General features: G+C 35.3%; 13 protein-coding genes. 10 read left to right on the plus strand and 3 right to left on the minus strand.

The annotated features are described in order from the left end of the window. Positions 1-18: 18 nt before the first annotated feature. Positions 19-453, minus strand: coding sequence for a hypothetical protein (locus tag DD829_RS17125; protein ID WP_108411673.1), 435 nt, complete (start codon positions 451-453; stop codon positions 19-21). 230 nt (positions 454-683) lie between these two features. On the opposite strand from DD829_RS17125, the gene DD829_RS17130 reads away from it, so the two are divergent. The 9 genes from DD829_RS17130 (at position 684) to DD829_RS17170 (ending at position 10838) form a co-directional block, all read left to right on the plus strand. Then, positions 684-1226 (plus strand): glycine zipper domain-containing protein, encoded by a 543-nt coding sequence (locus tag DD829_RS17130; protein ID WP_108411672.1) that lies wholly within the window; start codon positions 684-686, stop codon positions 1224-1226. Between the two features lie 56 nt (positions 1227-1282). Next, positions 1283-2917, plus strand: coding sequence for an LIC_10190 family membrane protein (locus DD829_RS17135; RefSeq protein ID WP_116547971.1), 1635 nt, complete (start codon positions 1283-1285; stop codon positions 2915-2917). Positions 2918-2968: 51 nt separating this feature from the next. After that, on the plus strand, positions 2969-4039 hold the full coding sequence (gene aroC, locus DD829_RS17140) for a chorismate synthase (RefSeq protein ID WP_076390865.1): 1071 nt from the start codon (positions 2969-2971) through the stop codon (positions 4037-4039). A 17-nt stretch (positions 4040-4056) separates the two neighbouring features. Further along, positions 4057-4620: a thioredoxin family protein gene (locus tag DD829_RS17145; protein WP_108408652.1), complete on the plus strand. Its 564-nt coding sequence runs from the start codon at positions 4057-4059 to the stop codon at positions 4618-4620. Between the two features lies 1 nt (position 4621). Continuing rightward, positions 4622-5374, plus strand: a complete 753-nt coding sequence (locus DD829_RS17150; RefSeq protein WP_108408651.1) for a hypothetical protein — start codon at positions 4622-4624, stop codon at positions 5372-5374. 14 nt (positions 5375-5388) lie between these two features. After that, a complete protein-coding gene (locus DD829_RS17155; RefSeq protein ID WP_108408650.1) occupies positions 5389-5928 on the plus strand; it encodes a TlpA family protein disulfide reductase in 540 nt (179 codons plus the stop codon). Between the two features lie 83 nt (positions 5929-6011). Further along, a complete protein-coding gene (locus DD829_RS17160) occupies positions 6012-6359 on the plus strand; it encodes a YkvA family protein (protein WP_076390861.1) in 348 nt (115 codons plus the stop codon). Between the two features lie 228 nt (positions 6360-6587). Next, complete coding sequence (pyrF, locus tag DD829_RS17165) at positions 6588-7967, plus strand: orotidine-5'-phosphate decarboxylase (RefSeq protein ID WP_108408649.1); 1380 nt, start codon at positions 6588-6590, stop codon at positions 7965-7967. 54 nt (positions 7968-8021) lie between these two features. Continuing rightward, positions 8022-10838 carry an aminopeptidase gene (locus DD829_RS17170; RefSeq protein ID WP_228408231.1) on the plus strand — a complete coding sequence of 939 codons (2817 nt, stop codon included), beginning with the start codon at positions 8022-8024 and terminating at the stop codon, positions 10836-10838. 45 nt (positions 10839-10883) lie between these two features. On the opposite strand, the gene DD829_RS17175 is transcribed toward DD829_RS17170, so the two are convergent. Beyond that, positions 10884-11672, minus strand: coding sequence for a T9SS type A sorting domain-containing protein (locus DD829_RS17175; protein WP_116547972.1), 789 nt, complete (start codon positions 11670-11672; stop codon positions 10884-10886). Positions 11673-11771: 99 nt separating this feature from the next. Beyond that, positions 11772-12569 (minus strand): T9SS type A sorting domain-containing protein, encoded by a 798-nt coding sequence (locus DD829_RS17180; RefSeq protein ID WP_116547973.1) that lies wholly within the window; start codon positions 12567-12569, stop codon positions 11772-11774. 187 nt (positions 12570-12756) lie between these two features. On the opposite strand from DD829_RS17180, the gene DD829_RS17185 reads away from it, so the two are divergent. Then, positions 12757-15969: a hypothetical protein gene (locus tag DD829_RS17185; protein WP_228408232.1), complete on the plus strand. Its 3213-nt coding sequence runs from the start codon at positions 12757-12759 to the stop codon at positions 15967-15969. Positions 15970-16098: the final 129 nt, after the last annotated feature.

Consider the following 16098-nt stretch of genomic DNA (forward strand, 5'->3'; position numbering starts at 1 on the left):
TTTGTAAATAAGTATAAATTATTCTTCCCAGGCAATAGGAACATACACCGTAACATAACCATCTGCATCCACTTTGGCCTCAGAAACTTCTGCCGTCACAGAACCGTAGCCTACCCATCCTCCCTGTCCCTGTGTGGCAGTGAAGGTATAATTTCCTTCAGGAAGACCGTCAAAATACTGGGGCAAAGACTGCATTCCGCTTCCGCCATACGTTTCAAAAGTTTCTCCGGTTACGGTATTTGTTGCTACAAAATTACCTAGATCATAACTTCCTGAAAGTGTTTTAGAACCATTCTGATTCTGTAACCCAAAACGGATTTGAAAGGTTTCTGTCTGAGAAATGTTTTTAGATGGTGAGTGATTTTTTTCAGAATCACCTTTAAATGCCGAAAAAGAACTTACGACAGCAATTACGCCTGTAAAAAGCATAATTTTTACAATTGATTTTTTCATAATACTGTAATTTGGTGATCCAAAGATAAAGAATTCATATTAATTAGGTTTTAAGTAAAAATCAACAATTTTTAACACCTTAAAACCATTTATGAATAAAGGATTTACATCATAATTTTAAGATTCATTTAAAAAATTTAACATTGCTTAACTGAATTTTGGCTTCATAATTGGAAACAGAATTAACATCGAAGTTGGATTGACTTAAAATCCTTATAAAAATTTGAGTTATGAAAAGTATAGTATTAACAGGACTGATGTCGGTATTTTTACTGACCGCCTGTAAAAAAGACGACCAGATAGCCCAGCAATCTTTGGAACAGCAGAAAATGGAGTTCCAGATGAGACAGTTGGAAATTGAAAAACAAAAATTAGCCATCGAGAAAGAAAAAATGGCTTATGAAGCACAGAAAAAAGCGGATAGTGTAGCTGAAGTACAAAAAGCGAAAACAGCAGCAGCAAACGCGAGACCGCAAGTGATAAGAGAAACACGTACCGTTTATAGAGACAGACCAAGCCAAAGCTCAGGTTCCAGCAACGGAACTTATGCCAATAATGGAAGTTCTTCGCAGACAACCGCCAAGAAAAAAGGGATGAGCGAAGCGGCTAAAGGTACCATCATCGGTTCTGTAGGTGGAGCGGCTTTAGGAGCTATTGTTAATAAGAAAAGTCCGGGAGCCGGTGCAGCCATTGGGGGTGTAATCGGGGGTGCGACAGGATATACTTTGGGTAGAGCGCAGGACAGAAAAAGCGGTAGAGTACAGCCAAGATAAAATTATATTTTCATCATAAAAGAGAAAGATTGCTTATTTTTAGGCAATCTTTTTTTATGATTTTACTTTTGCTTTCCACACTTTTACTCATTCCTGTTTTAATGGGAACAGGGAAAATTGTAGAAAATTTTTCAGGAAAATTAATTGAAGGAATATCCGGAAAAATTCTTTTAGGAATTCTTGGAATAAGCTTATTGTGGACAATTCTTGCATTTTTTATTCCTTTAAACCGTTATGTAGAATTTTCTACCATTGCAACAGGACTGGTTTATTTTTTTAAGGATAAATTTTATAAAGATTTTACAGCCTTTTCAAAAAAAGATTTTTCGCTGATCTGCTTAGTTTCATTAATTATTTTATTCAGCGGATCTTTTTATCCCTATATTTTGGACCATTTCGGATATTATGTTCCCACTATAAAATGGCTGAAAGAATTGGGTTTGGTAAAAGGAATATCCAACCTCGATCTCACGTTAGGACAAATGTCGGTATGGCATATTTTTCAGGCGGGATTTTCCAATTTTTCCGATCCGTTTTTAAGAATTAATTCAGTTGTACTGATTATTTATACCTTATATATAATAGAAAAGAAAAGCTGGATTCAACTTTGCTTTATTCCGGTTTTACTATTGTTCTGTCAGTCACCAAGTCCGGATTTGCCTTTTATTGTTTTTTCACTCATCATTTTAAATGAAATTCTAAAACAAAATAAACAAACCTCTCTCCTGTTCGCTTTTTCAGTTTTTGTTTTTATCATCAAACCTACTATGATCTGGCTGCCGGTTTTGAGTTTTCTCTACTCTGTTTTTATTTTGAAATCCGACTTAAAAAATTTAATCTTCGGAATTTTAATCGGTTTCCTGTTTTTCATTAAAAATATTTACACATTCGGATATCCCGTTTTCCCAGTTTCAATAATAGATTTAGGAGTAAGCTGGAAACCCAATCCTGAAGTTTTAAAAATATCTTCTCAGTTTGCTATTCAGAAAACATACGACATGCAGTATTCGTATGAAGAAATTCAGAAATTTTCTGCCATTGATTACATCAGAAACTGGCTTTTTCTCAATGGAATCAAAGCAAAAATAAATCTTCTTTTTATTGTAAGTCTGATCATTTTCGTTGTTTTTACCTTCATCAAAAAAAACAGAATTATTACTTTCATCTGTATCTCGCTTATCATTAAAAGTGTTTTGGTTCTTCTTTTTTCAGCGCAGTACAGATTTTTTATGGATGTCTTTTTCGTGATCTTCTTTATCCTTTTCAGAGATTATTTTAACCAGAAGAAATCGGTTGCGGTATTTTCTGTTTTAAGTATCCTCTTTATTAGCTTTTTAACTTTCCCGAATATTTTGCAGACCTACTTCCCAAGCTTTAATCCGGGAAGTTTTATGGGAAAATTTGAAAAAGAACAGTTGTACAACCCTTCGGTCTATGAAAGCACAAAGTTTGATTCTTTCAGGGTTGGTAATTTAAATTTTAATGTTTCCACCAATTATCCTTTTAATTACGATTCTAAACTCCCTGCTATTTCCGCAGGCTACGTTTCACAGGATGAAAAACTCGGGATATTTCCTCAATTAATTGATGATAAAAACCTGAAAAAAGGATTCGTCTGGAAAAAGTTAAACAATCAGGAAAGAAAACAGGCAAAATCTGTTATTTATACTATCAATCCTCTCGGTAAATAGATCATATTTCGGGAGCCTTTTTATCTGAAGAAAAAGCCTTAAATTTGTAGTATGTTAAATACTTTAGGTAATCTTCTCAGTCTTACAACATTTGGAGAAAGTCACGGTCTGGCTTACGGTGGAATCATTAATAATTTTCCGGCAGGTTTAACGGTAGATTTCGATAAAATTCAGTACGAATTGGATCGCAGAAAACCGGGGCAGTCTGCCATCGTAACCCAAAGAAAAGAAAGTGATACGGTAAAATTTCTTTCAGGAATTTTTGAAGGAAAAACAACAGGAACTCCGATTGGCTTCATCATCGAAAACGAAAATCAGAAATCAAAAGATTATGATCATATTGCAGAATCTTATCGTCCAAGCCACGCAGATTTTACTTATGATCAGAAATACGGATTGAGGGATTATCGCGGCGGCGGAAAATCTTCTGCAAGAGAAACCATTAACTGGGTGGTTGCCGGAGCTTTAGCAAAACAGTTTTTATCGGATATCGAGATCAACGCATACGTTTCTTCCGTAGGCGAAATTTTCTGTGAAAAACCTTATCAGGCTTTGGATTTTTCGAAAACCGAAAGCAACGAAGTGCGTTGTCCGGATGCGGAAACGGCAGAAAAAATGATCGAGAGAATCAAAGAAATCAAAAAAGAAGGAAACACGATTGGCGGAACGATTACCTGTGTCATCAAAAACGTTCCTGTAGGAATCGGCGAACCCGTTTTCTCAAAACTTCAGGCGGAATTAGGCAAAGCCATGCTCAACATTAATGCAGCAAAAGGTTTTGAATACGGAAGCGGTTTCTGTGGTGCCAAAATGACGGGGAAAGAACACAACGATCTTTTCAATGAAGATTTTACCACAAAATCCAATCTTTCAGGAGGAATTCAGGGTGGAATTTCCAACGGAATGGATATTTATTTCCGTGTAGCTTTCAAACCTGTGGCAACGATTTTAAGACCTCAGGAAAGTGTGGATAAATACGGAAATCCGGCAATTGTAGAAGGAAAAGGACGTCACGATCCATGCGTTCTTCCAAGAGCAGTTCCGGTGGTGGAAAGTCTGGCGGCGTTTGTTCTGGCAGATTTATTCCTCATCAACAAAACAAGAAACATCAATAATTTTTAAACATCATAATTTTAGCAGTGGAAAATTACTGGGAAAAAGGCATCTCTTTCGAAGAGTATGTGGAAATCGGAAAACAGAGATTAGAAACCCCTTCCAATCAGCAGGAGGCAGATTATAAACCTTATTACGAACTTGGGCTTCAGAGAATCGACAGAACGTTAAAGAAATATGTGGCAGATGAAGAACAGCTAAAACAGTTAGAATCTAAAAATTTCGACGGTAAAATTTTAATTATTTCTGAGGTTTGGTGTGGTGATGCAAGTGCAACCGTTCCTGCTTTGGTTAAATTTTTCGAAGGTAAAAATGAGGTTCGTATTTTCCTGAGAGACAGCGACAAGAGTTTAATCAGTAAGTTTTTAACAAACGGAACCGAATCGATTCCGAAAGTGATTATTCTGGATAAAGATTTTAACGTTAAAAATTCATGGGGACCGCGTCCGAAATTCGGAACAGAACTTCTGATGAAATACAAAGCTGATCCTGAAGTATATACAAAAGATCATTTCTATAACGATCTTCAGGTATATTATGCTAAGAACAGAGGAAAAGATGCTGTTCAGGAAATTTTAGAATTGTTGTAATATGTCGAAATTTTTCAGATTTTTTGTTGTAATTCTATGCATTTCGAATTTTTTGAATGCTCAAAATTCAAAGCTTGAAAATAAAGAATTATTTTTTTCAAAAGAATATGAAAAATTTTCTCAGAATGACGACTATGACAATAAAGAATCCCAATCTTTACATTTTTCTGCAGAATTCAAGAAATTCATTTCCGAAAATCCTGAAACACTGTCGTATAACTTTAAAAAATTAAATAATAAAGTAAGCATTATTACCTCCGAAGATAAAAAACTCAGATTTTATGTTTGGGATACAGAACTGGGAGGAACAATGAAAAGTTTTGATCAGATCATTCAATATTCCTCAAATGGAAAAGTAAAAACCATTTATAATAAAGAACAGTCTGATACTCCTTATTTTATTTCGGAAATTGTAAAAGTTCATCTTAATAATCAGATGTATTATCTTGTTATTTCTAACGGGATTTTCTCTACGAAAGATATGGCTCAGGCAATTCAGGCATTTACAATCCGAAAAGATCTGTTAATTGATTCTGATAAGATTTTTAAAACAAAAACAACAACTCTCAATAAAATTCAGGTTGATTTTGACTTTTTCAGCGTTGTTGACAGACCGGAACGTCCGCTGAAACTGATTACATTTGAAAAAGACAAATTGTATATTCCGATTGTTGATAAAGAGGGTGTCGTTTCAAAAAAATTTCTGGTTTATCAGCTTAAAAATAATTACTTTCAATATATTGGGACAAAATAAATAATATAGATTTAATGAAAAAAAATATAATTTACATTGTACTGATTGCAGTTATTGCCGTTATCGCATTTATTCCGGGAGTAAAGGAGAAACTGCAGGAAGCATTTTTTCCGGTAGCCACCATTGAAAACGCGGTACACATCAGCGAAGAAGATTATGATATCGATCTGAAGGGAATTAATGTTCCGAGTACCAATCTTAAAGCTTTTAAAGGAAAAGCGGTTTTCCTTAATTTCTGGGGAACATGGTGTCCTCCGTGCCGAAAAGAATGGCCTTCGATCCAGAAACTGTATGAAACCAGAAAAGATCATGTAAATTTTGTTTTAATCGCCATGGAAGATAAAGAGGATGCTGTAAGAAAATTTCTGAAAGAAAATAATTACAACGTTCCTGTATACATTGCGCAAAGTCCGATCTCGGAGAAAATCCTTCCGAAAGTGTTTCCTACAACCTATCTTCTGGATAAAGACGGACGAATTTTAATCAAGGAAGATGCCTCAAGAGACTGGAACACAGAATCTACCCATCAGTTTATAGATAATATTATTAAATAATTTTAACTAAATTTTGTAAATTATTGGTACAGAATTTGCGAAATTTACAGAGTTAAAAAAAATTATTTAAACCTAAACACAAAATGAAGTATTCTAAACTGAATCTGGCAAAAGAAGCGATTAACCACAAAGGTTTCGTAAAAAAAATCCCTGATATTTTCAGAATGATAAAAATGTGGAGAAAAGGAGAATATCCTATGAGATCCATCGATATTATTCTGCCGTTGTTAGGATTGTTATACGTGATCTCCCCGATAGATCTTCTGCCGGAAGTTGCCGTCCCAGTGATCGGCGTTTTGGATGATCTTGCTGTTTTATCACTTGCAATTCCAAAGCTGATAAAAGAGGTAGATAAATTTCTTCTCTGGGAAACCGAGCAAAAATATAATTCAGGCACCACGAAAGTAATTGATGCCGAAATTGTAAAATAATTTGAAGATAATAATTAAAGACCATTCGTCGTACGAGTGGTTTTTTTATGGAGAAATGCTAAAGGCGAATCCTAATTTTTAATCTCGCAGATTTTATTGATTTCGCAGATTAATTTTGTGTCATCCGTGAAAACATTCGTGTCATTCGTGTTTGAAAAAAAACGAAACAAAATTCACAATTGACATTTAACATCATTTCCTTAAATTTGCAACATCTAATAAAAAATAATGGAAAGTAAAAAAGAATTCTTTTTGGAGTGCTACAAACTGGGCATCATTAAATTCGGAAGATTTACCCTGAAAAGCGGAATCGAAAGCCCTTTTTATGTAGATTTAAGACCTTTGGCTTCAGATCCGAAAATTTTAAAAAATTTAGCCAATTATTTACTGGATATGCTTCCTCTGGATAATTTTGATCTGATCTGCGGAGTTCCTTATGCAGCACTTCCGATGGCTACAGCGATGTCTCTGGAAAGCTATATTCCGTTAATTATTAAAAGAAAAGAAGCTAAAAACTACGGAACTAAAAAACTGATCGAAGGAATTTACCAGAAAGGACAAAACTGTCTTTTGGTGGAAGACGTGATCACCTCCGGAAAATCTTTAATTGAAACCATTGCAGAAGTTGAGCAGGAAGACATCAAAGTTGCAGACATCGTGGTGGTTTTAGACAGAGAACAGGGCGGAAAAGAGCTTCTGGAAAGCCGTGGCTACAGAGTTCATACGCTGTTCAATATTTCTGAAGTCTGCACCATTCTTCGTGAAAACGGCGAACTTACGGATGATGAAGTAAAAAGAATTCAGGATTTTTTACAGGGAAACCATATTCAGTTTGAAGAAAAAATAAGACCTTCTTACGAACAGAAATTAGAAACTGCACAACATTCCGTTTCCAAAAAATTACTGGAAACCGCTTTAGCAAAAGAATCTAACTTAATTGCTTCTGCGGATGTTACCACCACTCAGGAATTATTAGATTTAGCTGAAAAAGTGGGACCACACGTTATTGCTTTAAAAACTCATATCGATATTATTTCGGATTTCGAATACGAAAAAACCATTACTCCATTAAAAGCTCTTGCTGCAAAACACAATTTCCTTTTAATGGAAGACAGAAAATTTGCAGACATCGGAAACACGCAGGAACTTCAGTTTACAAGCGGTGTTTTTAAAATTACAGACTGGGCAGATTTTGTAACTTCTCAGGTAATCGGAGGTTTTGAATCTTTAGACTGCTTCAAAAATGTAGGCGTTGTAGCCATCATCGGAATGTCTTCGAAAGGAGCGTTAACAACAAGTGCTTATCGTGAAGAAGCGTTAAAAATAGCTTCATCGCACCCGAATGTTATCGGAGGAGTATCTCAAAATGCGCTTCCTGAGGAAATGTTATTATTCACGCCGGGTGTAAATTTAGCCGATTCAGGAGACGGAAAAGGACAGCAGTACAATACTCCGGAACACGTTTTCAAAAAGCTTCATACAGATTTCATTATTGTAGGAAGAGGCATTTATAAAGCTGAAAATGCAGAACAGGCAGCTCAGACTTATAAAAACGAAGGCTGGAAAGCCTATTTAAATTCTTTAGAAAAAAAAGAAGTTCAGCACTAAAATCTTTGCAAAATCTCTGTAAAATAAGTTATATTTGATACTTTATCAGGAATTTTGAAAAGAATCAGTATTTGTCTTATTTTGTTTTTGGGTGTTGCAGAAGTTTCTGCACAGAAAGATAGTATTTACATCGGAGCGAAGCTGTCTCAGGATAAAAAGATGCTCGATGTAACCGAAGAAATTGTGTATTTCAACAATTCGGAGAAAGATCTTAACTCCATTAAGCTTTTAAATTGGGTCGCCGCTTACAACAGGCGCGGAACTTCTCTGGTCTACCGAAAGCTGGAAGACAGGAATACCGATCTTCATTTTGCCAAAAAAAATGAACTGGGTAAACTGCTGAATTTACAGGTTAAAAATTCAGGCAAAGAAATTCCTGTTGGAGAAACTTCTGAGGAAAATATTTTTCTTCCCCTGAAAGAAACTCTGAAACCCGGAGAAAAAATAAAACTTCAGCTGCAATATCAGATTCAGCTTCCTGATAAGAAATTTACAGGATACGGAACTTCTGATACTCATGTAGCGTTAAAATATTTCTTTATTGTTCCGGATCGTTTTGATCCGGACAATATTTCCAAAAGAAAGTATGCCGACATTGAAGAAACCGTGAGTTATAATACATTCTGGACGGTAAATTTGGATCTTCCGGTTAATTATTTTGCGGAAAGTAATCTTTTACAGACACAGATCAATTCCTTCAATGGTTATCTTGATTCTGATCCAGAGTTTCTGATTTCACAAAACGAATATCCTTCCATTAATATCAATACAAATGATATTCATACAGAAATTAAGTTTGGCTATAATTTAAAACCAGAAGAAAAACAGAGTCTGGAATTTTATCTTCCGTTACATTTAAAATTCATCAAAGAAAGGATTGGTTCTGTTCCCGAAAGAATTTTTATTTCAGATAAATTCAGAAACAAGGAAGATTTTTTCGGAAATAATGACATTGCTTTCTGGAAATTCAGATTCCAGCTTTTTACAGATGCCGAAAAAACAGATCTTGACTATTTCGGCATCGTTGCCAAAAAAGTTTTAGATGAAATAATTATTACCGACAAACAGGATCATCACTGGTTCAGAAACGGACTGAAATCTTATCTGGAAATTCAGTACCTCAAAAAATTCTACGCAGATACCAAATTGCTGGGAAATTTACCTGAAACGAAAATTTTCGGCGTAAAACCTTTAAAATTATTTCATGCTTCGGATGTAAAACTTACTGAAAGATATGGTTTGGCATATCAATACATTATGTCTCAGAATCTGGATCAGAAAATTGATGAAGATTATTCTGACCTGAGTAATTTTAATGACATGGCGATCAGTAATTTTGAAACAGGAACGCTTTTCAATTATTCTGCCGACAAAATGGGCTACGGAAATTTTGAAGCTCTTGTAAAGGATTTTATTGCTAAAAATACCGACAAAGAGATTGATCCTGCTGATTTTTTAAAAGAATTAGCAGAAAAAGATAAAAGAACAGCTTACCTCCCTGAATTTCTTGAACATAAAAACAGGGTAAATTTCAGACTGAGAAAATTTAAAAGAGAAGGCGATTCTCTGAATGTAACCATTCAGAAGAATACATCTGCCAATATTCCGGTGAAGCTGCAGACGACATCAAAAAACGGGGAAATCACAGAATATTGGGTCGAAACAGAAGAAAATCAAAAGACAAAAAACTTCTCCATTCCGGCTTTAGACACCTATAAAATAACGCTGAATGATGATTACATTTTTCCGGAAGACAATTACAGGGATAACTTTTTGTATGCGAAAGGTTTCTTTTCCAATATGCGTAAAATAAAGCTTAAACTGATTAAAGATATCCCCAATCCTGAATTTAATGAAATTTATATCAATCCGAGAGTACGTTTCAGCAATACGTACGATAAATTTCTGATCGGATTTAATTTTAAAAACCAGTCGTTTTTCGATCAGAAGTTCCTGTATTCCATTACTCCGACTTACAGTACCGGAACAGGAAAACTGACCGGTTCGGGAGCCATTGCTTATTCCTTCCTTCCTGCTGAAAGCATCATCCGAAGTCTTACTTTTGGAGTTTCAGGCTCTTATTTTCACTATGATTATGATCTTGCCTACCGAAAAGCCTCTATTTATTCAAATTTAAATTTCCGAAAAAACCCGAGAAGTACGGTAAGCAGAAGTTTAGGCGTTTCTTATAACTATTTTGAAAGAGATCTTAATGCGTTGATGATTGCCAATAACGACTATGACCGGTATAATCTCTGGAGCGTTGGATATGGATATAACGACAGCCAGAGTATTCACGAAAAAAGTCTGGGCGTAAGTACACAGTGGATGGAAGATTTTCATAAAGTAACCGCAGAAGGATTTTACCGATGGGAATTTGCGCCAAGACAAAAACTGAGTGTACGTTTATTCGCAGGATATTTTATTAAAAACAATACCAGAAACAACACCTTCAATTACGGAATTTCCAGAGTTTCAGACTACTCTTTTTCCTATAACTTACTGGGACAGAGCGCAACAGGAGGAATTCTTTCCCAGCAGTATGTTTTGGCAGACGGAGGATTTAAATCGTTCATTCCAGGAAGTGTAAATAAATGGATTACTTCAGTAAACGTAGATACAAGTGTATGGAAAATTTTCCACGTCTATGCAGATGCAGGAGTTTATGACAACAAAAACCAATCGACGAAATTTATCTGGGACAGTGGCGTAAAAGTGAGAATCATCCCCGATTTTCTTGAAATTTATCTTCCTGTACAGTCTTCTTTAGGTTTCGAACCCGGCTTTAAAGATTACGGAAAAAGAATACGATATACTTTAATTCTTAATCTGAGTTCTATTATTAATGCGGCGAGAAGAGGTTGGTATTAAAAAAAGTCGCTCTAAGGCGACATTTTTTTGATATATTATTAAATATTATTGCTTTATAATCTTCTTGACTACAATATTCCCATTCTGATTAATCTGTACAAAGTTAACTCCAACAGGAAGCAGAGAAGCATCAAAAGTAGCAAAATCCCTTATTTTTTTGCTTTCAAATATCTGCCCTGAAGATGAAAAAATATTAACTTCTGCGTTTCCTGTAAGATATAAATCAAAAGAGTTTTTAACCAAGGTATTGGAAATTTTTACGCTATTCTTAAGAATTTCAGGATTTATAGTTCCCAAAGAGCCTGAAGGAATTAGAACAACATCGTCAAAATAAATAGCACCTGTAGTAACACTATTTTGAGCATAAACTCGTAAACTAAGTCTTAAAAATTCTGTAGTTGCAGGACTTGTTGCCGTTGCTGTTACATTAACCCAATTAGCGTTATCAGATGTATAAGTCGATGGCTGAAAAGAACTTCCTGTAACGGAAATATTAGCGCTTGCAGTTCTGAACTGTATCCAATGTCTTGCTCTAGCATTAGGATCATTATCCAGCACCCAATAAGAAACAGTGTAATCAGTATTTCCTGTTGCTGCTACATCAATATAATCTAAGTTTCCGTTAGTATTCACTGCGACAGGTGAAATTTTTGCAGAATTATTACCTCCATGAACTGAAGTTGTTTCTTTTGCTCCTCCTGCCATACTGAACCATCCATCTGGTTTAGCAGCAGGATCAGTCCAAGTTTCAAGATTCCCGTTTGATATAAGATTCTGAGCGTTAAAAGAACTCATAGCTGAAAGTGCTATTAAGACAGTAAAAATCTTTTTCATAAATTTAAAGCTTTAATTATTAATAATTTACATTTACAAAGGTATAAAAAAACCACCATTTATGTTAAATGGTGGTATATATTTAATATATTATTAAAGTTATCTTTTAATAATTTTCTGAGAAACTTTTTTACCATTTACAACTCCAGTTACAATATAGTTCCCTTCTTTTAATTCAGCAACACTTACAGATTCATTTTCTTTTACAGAAGCTGTTTTAACGATCTGTCCTAGCATGTTGTAAACTTTCATATCTTTAGCATCAGCTCCGAAAGTAATCTCATCATTTTTAACTAAAGTATTTTTAACAAAGTTACTTCCTTTTACAGTAGATAGATCTGTAACGGCTAAAGTTCCTGATGTTCCAGTTAATTTAATATCATCAAGCCTCCAATTTCCTGTAATCGTGTTGGTAAATTTAATGCTTAAAGTTGAAGTTGAAGGAATTGTTCCTGTAGGAGTAATTAAGATATAAGTATTAGCTGTTCCGCTACCAGTAGCTCTTGTATAAGTTAATGGTGTCCATGTTGATCCATCTGAACTTACTTCTACTGTTAATTCGTTGCTAGAAGCATTTGTAGTTTTTAGTTGACCAAAACTCAACTGAATATTAGAGTAAGACGATGTATTAATTCCACTTATAATAAAGTTTGTACCAACTGTTCCTGTAAAAAATATATTTCCACCTCCCGAAGCTCCAGTATAACCTGAAGAAGCCAATGAATTTCTAACATCAGCAGTTCCAGAATAAGAAATCGGACTACCATTCTGAAATGTATTGGCAGAAATAGCAGTTGTAGCTGTCGGAGTCCCCATATTTTCAGAATAAATTGTAGTTTGTGCAGATACAAACGCTGAAAATACCATTGCAGCAAATAGAGAGTAAATCTTTTTCATGATTTTAAAATTTTAATTATTAATAATTTACAAGCCAAAATTACGCCATTTTTTTTTAGTAATGCAATAATTGGGTTAATTTTCTGTTAATAATACTAAAACCCTTTCCATAAAGTATTTTTAAGTATTTTTACGCTTTATTTTTAGAGATTTGCGAAATTTTATTCTGATATTCGTGTTGTTGTTCGTGGGCATATTTTCAGGAAATGCTCAGGTATTTACATGGAAAAATCCCAATCTTCCGCAAGACACTCTTAAAAATGACAGTCTTAAACGGGACAGCATTCTCGCTGCCAGATTTGAGCAGGATATTTTCGCAAAAGACACGCTGGATTTTGTAAAAACCAACAACCGCATTATTGTAGATGAAGGAGTTCTTGCTAAAAATGATAAAAAAAGATTTTTAGGGGAATTAAATTCCAAAGGATCCATCATTCGTGGGATTACGTTTGGGAACAATCAAGGACAGTCTGTACAAAGTTCTATGGATTTACAGATTTCCGGAAGGCTTTCGAAAGATGTGACTATTCTTGCAAGTATTTCGGATCATAATCTCCCGATTCAGGCAGATGGATATACACAAACGCTTGAGGAATTCGACAAAATTTATATGCAGCTTAATATCAAGGACAAATCGATATTGAGAGCGGGACATCTGGATTTGGTGGAAGCTAAAAATTATTTCGCTAAATATCAGCGAAGAAGCATGGGACTAGAATTTCAGACGGAATTCGGGAAAGAGAACAAAACCTTTGTGGATGTTTCGATGGGGGTTGCACGAAGTGAATTTCACAGAATCCGTTTTCAGGGAGTGGAAGGAAATCAGGGTCCTTATCGTTTAACCGGAAAAAACGGAGAACAGTTTATCACTTTAATTTCAGGTTCTGAACAGGTTTTTATCGACGGAATCCTCATGAAACGCGGTGAAAATCAGGATTACATCATCAATTACAATACCGGAGAAGTTACTTTTACCAGTTTCCGACCGATTTTCCAGCAGAATTTCATTACGATATCTTATAATTATACCAACAGAAATTATTCAAGATATTTATTTACCGGAAAAGTTGAGCATAAAAGGGAAAAACTGAAGCTCGGACTGAACTGGTTTATGGAAAATGATAATAAAAATGCACCGCTTTCTTTAAATCTTTCACAGGAAGATCAGCAGATTCTTGCAGATGCCGGAAACAATCCGAATTTAATGTATGCTCCTTCCGGAGTGGTGACAGAATATGATGTCAATAAAATCTTATATAAACTGGTTCAAAGTTCGGGAGGAAATTATTATGAGTTTTCAACCGATGCCACACAAACATTGTACAGCGTTTCTTATACGTATTTCGGGGCTAATTTAGGAGATTACAAAATTACGCAGACAAACAACAACGGGCGTGTTTTCGCTTACGTTGGTCCCAACATGGGAGATTATCGTGCCGTAAGGAAACTTCCTTCTCCGGAAAAATCGCAGGTGTATTCTGTAAACTCAGAATATTTATTAAAAGACGGAAAAATAGGAGCGGATATTTCTTTGAGCAATTATGATGTCAATTTATTTTCATCAAAAGATTCTCAGCAGAATATAGGATATGCATGGAGAATTTTCGGAAACAAAACCTTCACCAAAAACAACTGGAAAGGAACTCCGAATTTCGAATATCAATACATAGACAAGCAGTTTCATATTTTAGACCGAATTAATGATGTGGAATTCTCCAGAGATTTCAATCTGGCGCAGGAATTCAGCGGAAGAACGCAGAACAGATTTATTTTCAGCTTTTTGAACAAATGGAACAATAAATCAACATTAAATTACCGAATCAACTATCTTGATGAGCAGGAAACATATAAAGGAATAAAGAATGATCTTGATTTTGGATGGATCAGCGGTAAATTTTTCACAAAAGGAAATTTATCCTATCTGAATACCAATGCTGTACTTCAGGATACCAAATTCATCAGAGGCGGGGTTTCCACTGAGTTTACCGGCAAAAAGGGAAGCTGGGCGATTGGCGGAAGTATGGAACACAACGAAAAGAAGTACAACGATACGCAACTGATGGACGTTACCAGTTTCAGCTGGAAAGAAATTTTTGTTCAGAAAAAAATCGGAGACAGTACAAGAACCAAACTTTTGGCAAAGGTTTATATGCGAGATAATGATTCTGTGCGGGACAACCGACTTCAGAACATGAATAATATTTTGGGAATTATGGCAGAAAGCCAGATCATCAAAACAGAAAAAACAACGTTAAATGCCCTACTCCACTACAGAAAGTTCTTTTATCAGAATCAGGATGTGGATCTTTCGAGAAACAATGACTTCGTTGTCGGAAATATTCTTTATAATCAGCAACTTTTCAAGAACGGAATGCGTTTGCAGGCGTTCTATGAACTTGGGAACGGACAGGAAGCCCAAAGAGAGTTTCAGTATATTAAAGTGACGGACGGACAGGGAATTTACAAATGGACGGATTACAACGGAGACGGTGTTCAGCAGCTTGATGAATTTGAAATTGCCGAATATTCCGATTTGGCGCAATACATCAGAATTTACACGAATTCCGTCCGATATATTCCTTCCAACAAAAATAAAATTCAGCTCGCCTTATTTGTGAATCCGTCGATTGTTTTTAATTCTGAAAATAAATTTTTAAAACGCTGGAATTTCAATATTTCATTAAACTCACAAAATTCATTCTTCAAAAAAGATAAAGTACTGGTTTTGAATCCCTTTGAGAAGAGTGATGACATGATTCTTAAAAATCAGAATATTCTGGCTTCCGCACAGTTCAGTCCGACTGACAAATCCGGCTGGAATGGAAATTACCGTTTCATCTCCAATGATAACCTCATCAATGCGAATTTCAGTAATGAGGAGCGCGAACAGGTTTCGCATTTCCTGAATATCGGCTATTGGTTTAATAAAGAATTCCGTATCGACTGGGAAAATTCGGTTCATGATATTCAAAATTCTTCACAGTTATTTTCTACAAGAGATTACCGCTTGAATAATTTTGAAACAAAACCAAAAGCAACCTATAAGTTTACCGATGCCATTCAGGCTGAACTTTCTTCGGCATTCCGCCAGAAACAGAGAGTGGATGGAGAAGAATTCCTCAAAGCTTTTGACGTTACGGGAACCATTCAGTGGGAACGCAGAAAAACGTCCATCAGAGGAAATTTCTCGTTCATCAATAATAATTTTAACGGTAACAATTTCAGTATTGTCGGAAACCAGATGTTGGATGGTTTAAAACCGGGGAAAAATCAGGTGTGGAGTGTTTTCATTCAGCAAGCGATTAATTCTTTTCTACAGTTAAATTTAAATTACGAAGGCAGAAACTCCGGAGACCGCACGATTCATATCGGAAGTATGCAGGTGAAGGCGAGTTTTTAGAGTCGGAGGGTTTTGAGTTGGAGAGCTTGAGGGTTGGAGGGTTGGAGAGTTTAAGGGTTTGAGGGTTTTAAATTTCATGCTTAGTATTATAATTTACCTGAGATTTTCGTTTTTTACACTGCTTATTTG

The organism is Chryseobacterium sp. HMWF035, assembly GCF_003094695.1.
Classification (GTDB): Bacteria; Bacteroidota; Bacteroidia; order Flavobacteriales; family Weeksellaceae; genus Chryseobacterium; species Chryseobacterium gambrini.

What these genes read in the sequence shown, in the direction of transcription:
- DD829_RS17130 (WP_108411672.1), top strand. Translation starts at nt 684, where the DNA reads ATGAAAAGTATAGTATTAACAGGACTGATGTCGGTATTTTTACTGACC.
- DD829_RS17180 (WP_116547973.1), bottom strand. Translation starts at nt 12,569, where the DNA reads ATGAAAAAGATTTACTCTCTATTTGCTGCAATGGTATTTTCAGCGTTT.
- DD829_RS17150 (WP_108408651.1), top strand. Translation starts at nt 4,622, where the DNA reads ATGTCGAAATTTTTCAGATTTTTTGTTGTAATTCTATGCATTTCGAAT.
- aroC (WP_076390865.1), top strand. Translation starts at nt 2,969, where the DNA reads ATGTTAAATACTTTAGGTAATCTTCTCAGTCTTACAACATTTGGAGAA.
- pyrF (WP_108408649.1), top strand. Translation starts at nt 6,588, where the DNA reads ATGGAAAGTAAAAAAGAATTCTTTTTGGAGTGCTACAAACTGGGCATC.
- DD829_RS17155 (WP_108408650.1), top strand. Translation starts at nt 5,389, where the DNA reads ATGAAAAAAAATATAATTTACATTGTACTGATTGCAGTTATTGCCGTT.
- DD829_RS17135 (WP_116547971.1), top strand. Translation starts at nt 1,283, where the DNA reads ATGATTTTACTTTTGCTTTCCACACTTTTACTCATTCCTGTTTTAATG.
- DD829_RS17125 (WP_108411673.1), bottom strand. Translation starts at nt 453, where the DNA reads ATGAAAAAATCAATTGTAAAAATTATGCTTTTTACAGGCGTAATTGCT.
- DD829_RS17160 (WP_076390861.1), top strand. Translation starts at nt 6,012, where the DNA reads ATGAAGTATTCTAAACTGAATCTGGCAAAAGAAGCGATTAACCACAAA.
- DD829_RS17175 (WP_116547972.1), bottom strand. Translation starts at nt 11,672, where the DNA reads ATGAAAAAGATTTTTACTGTCTTAATAGCACTTTCAGCTATGAGTTCT.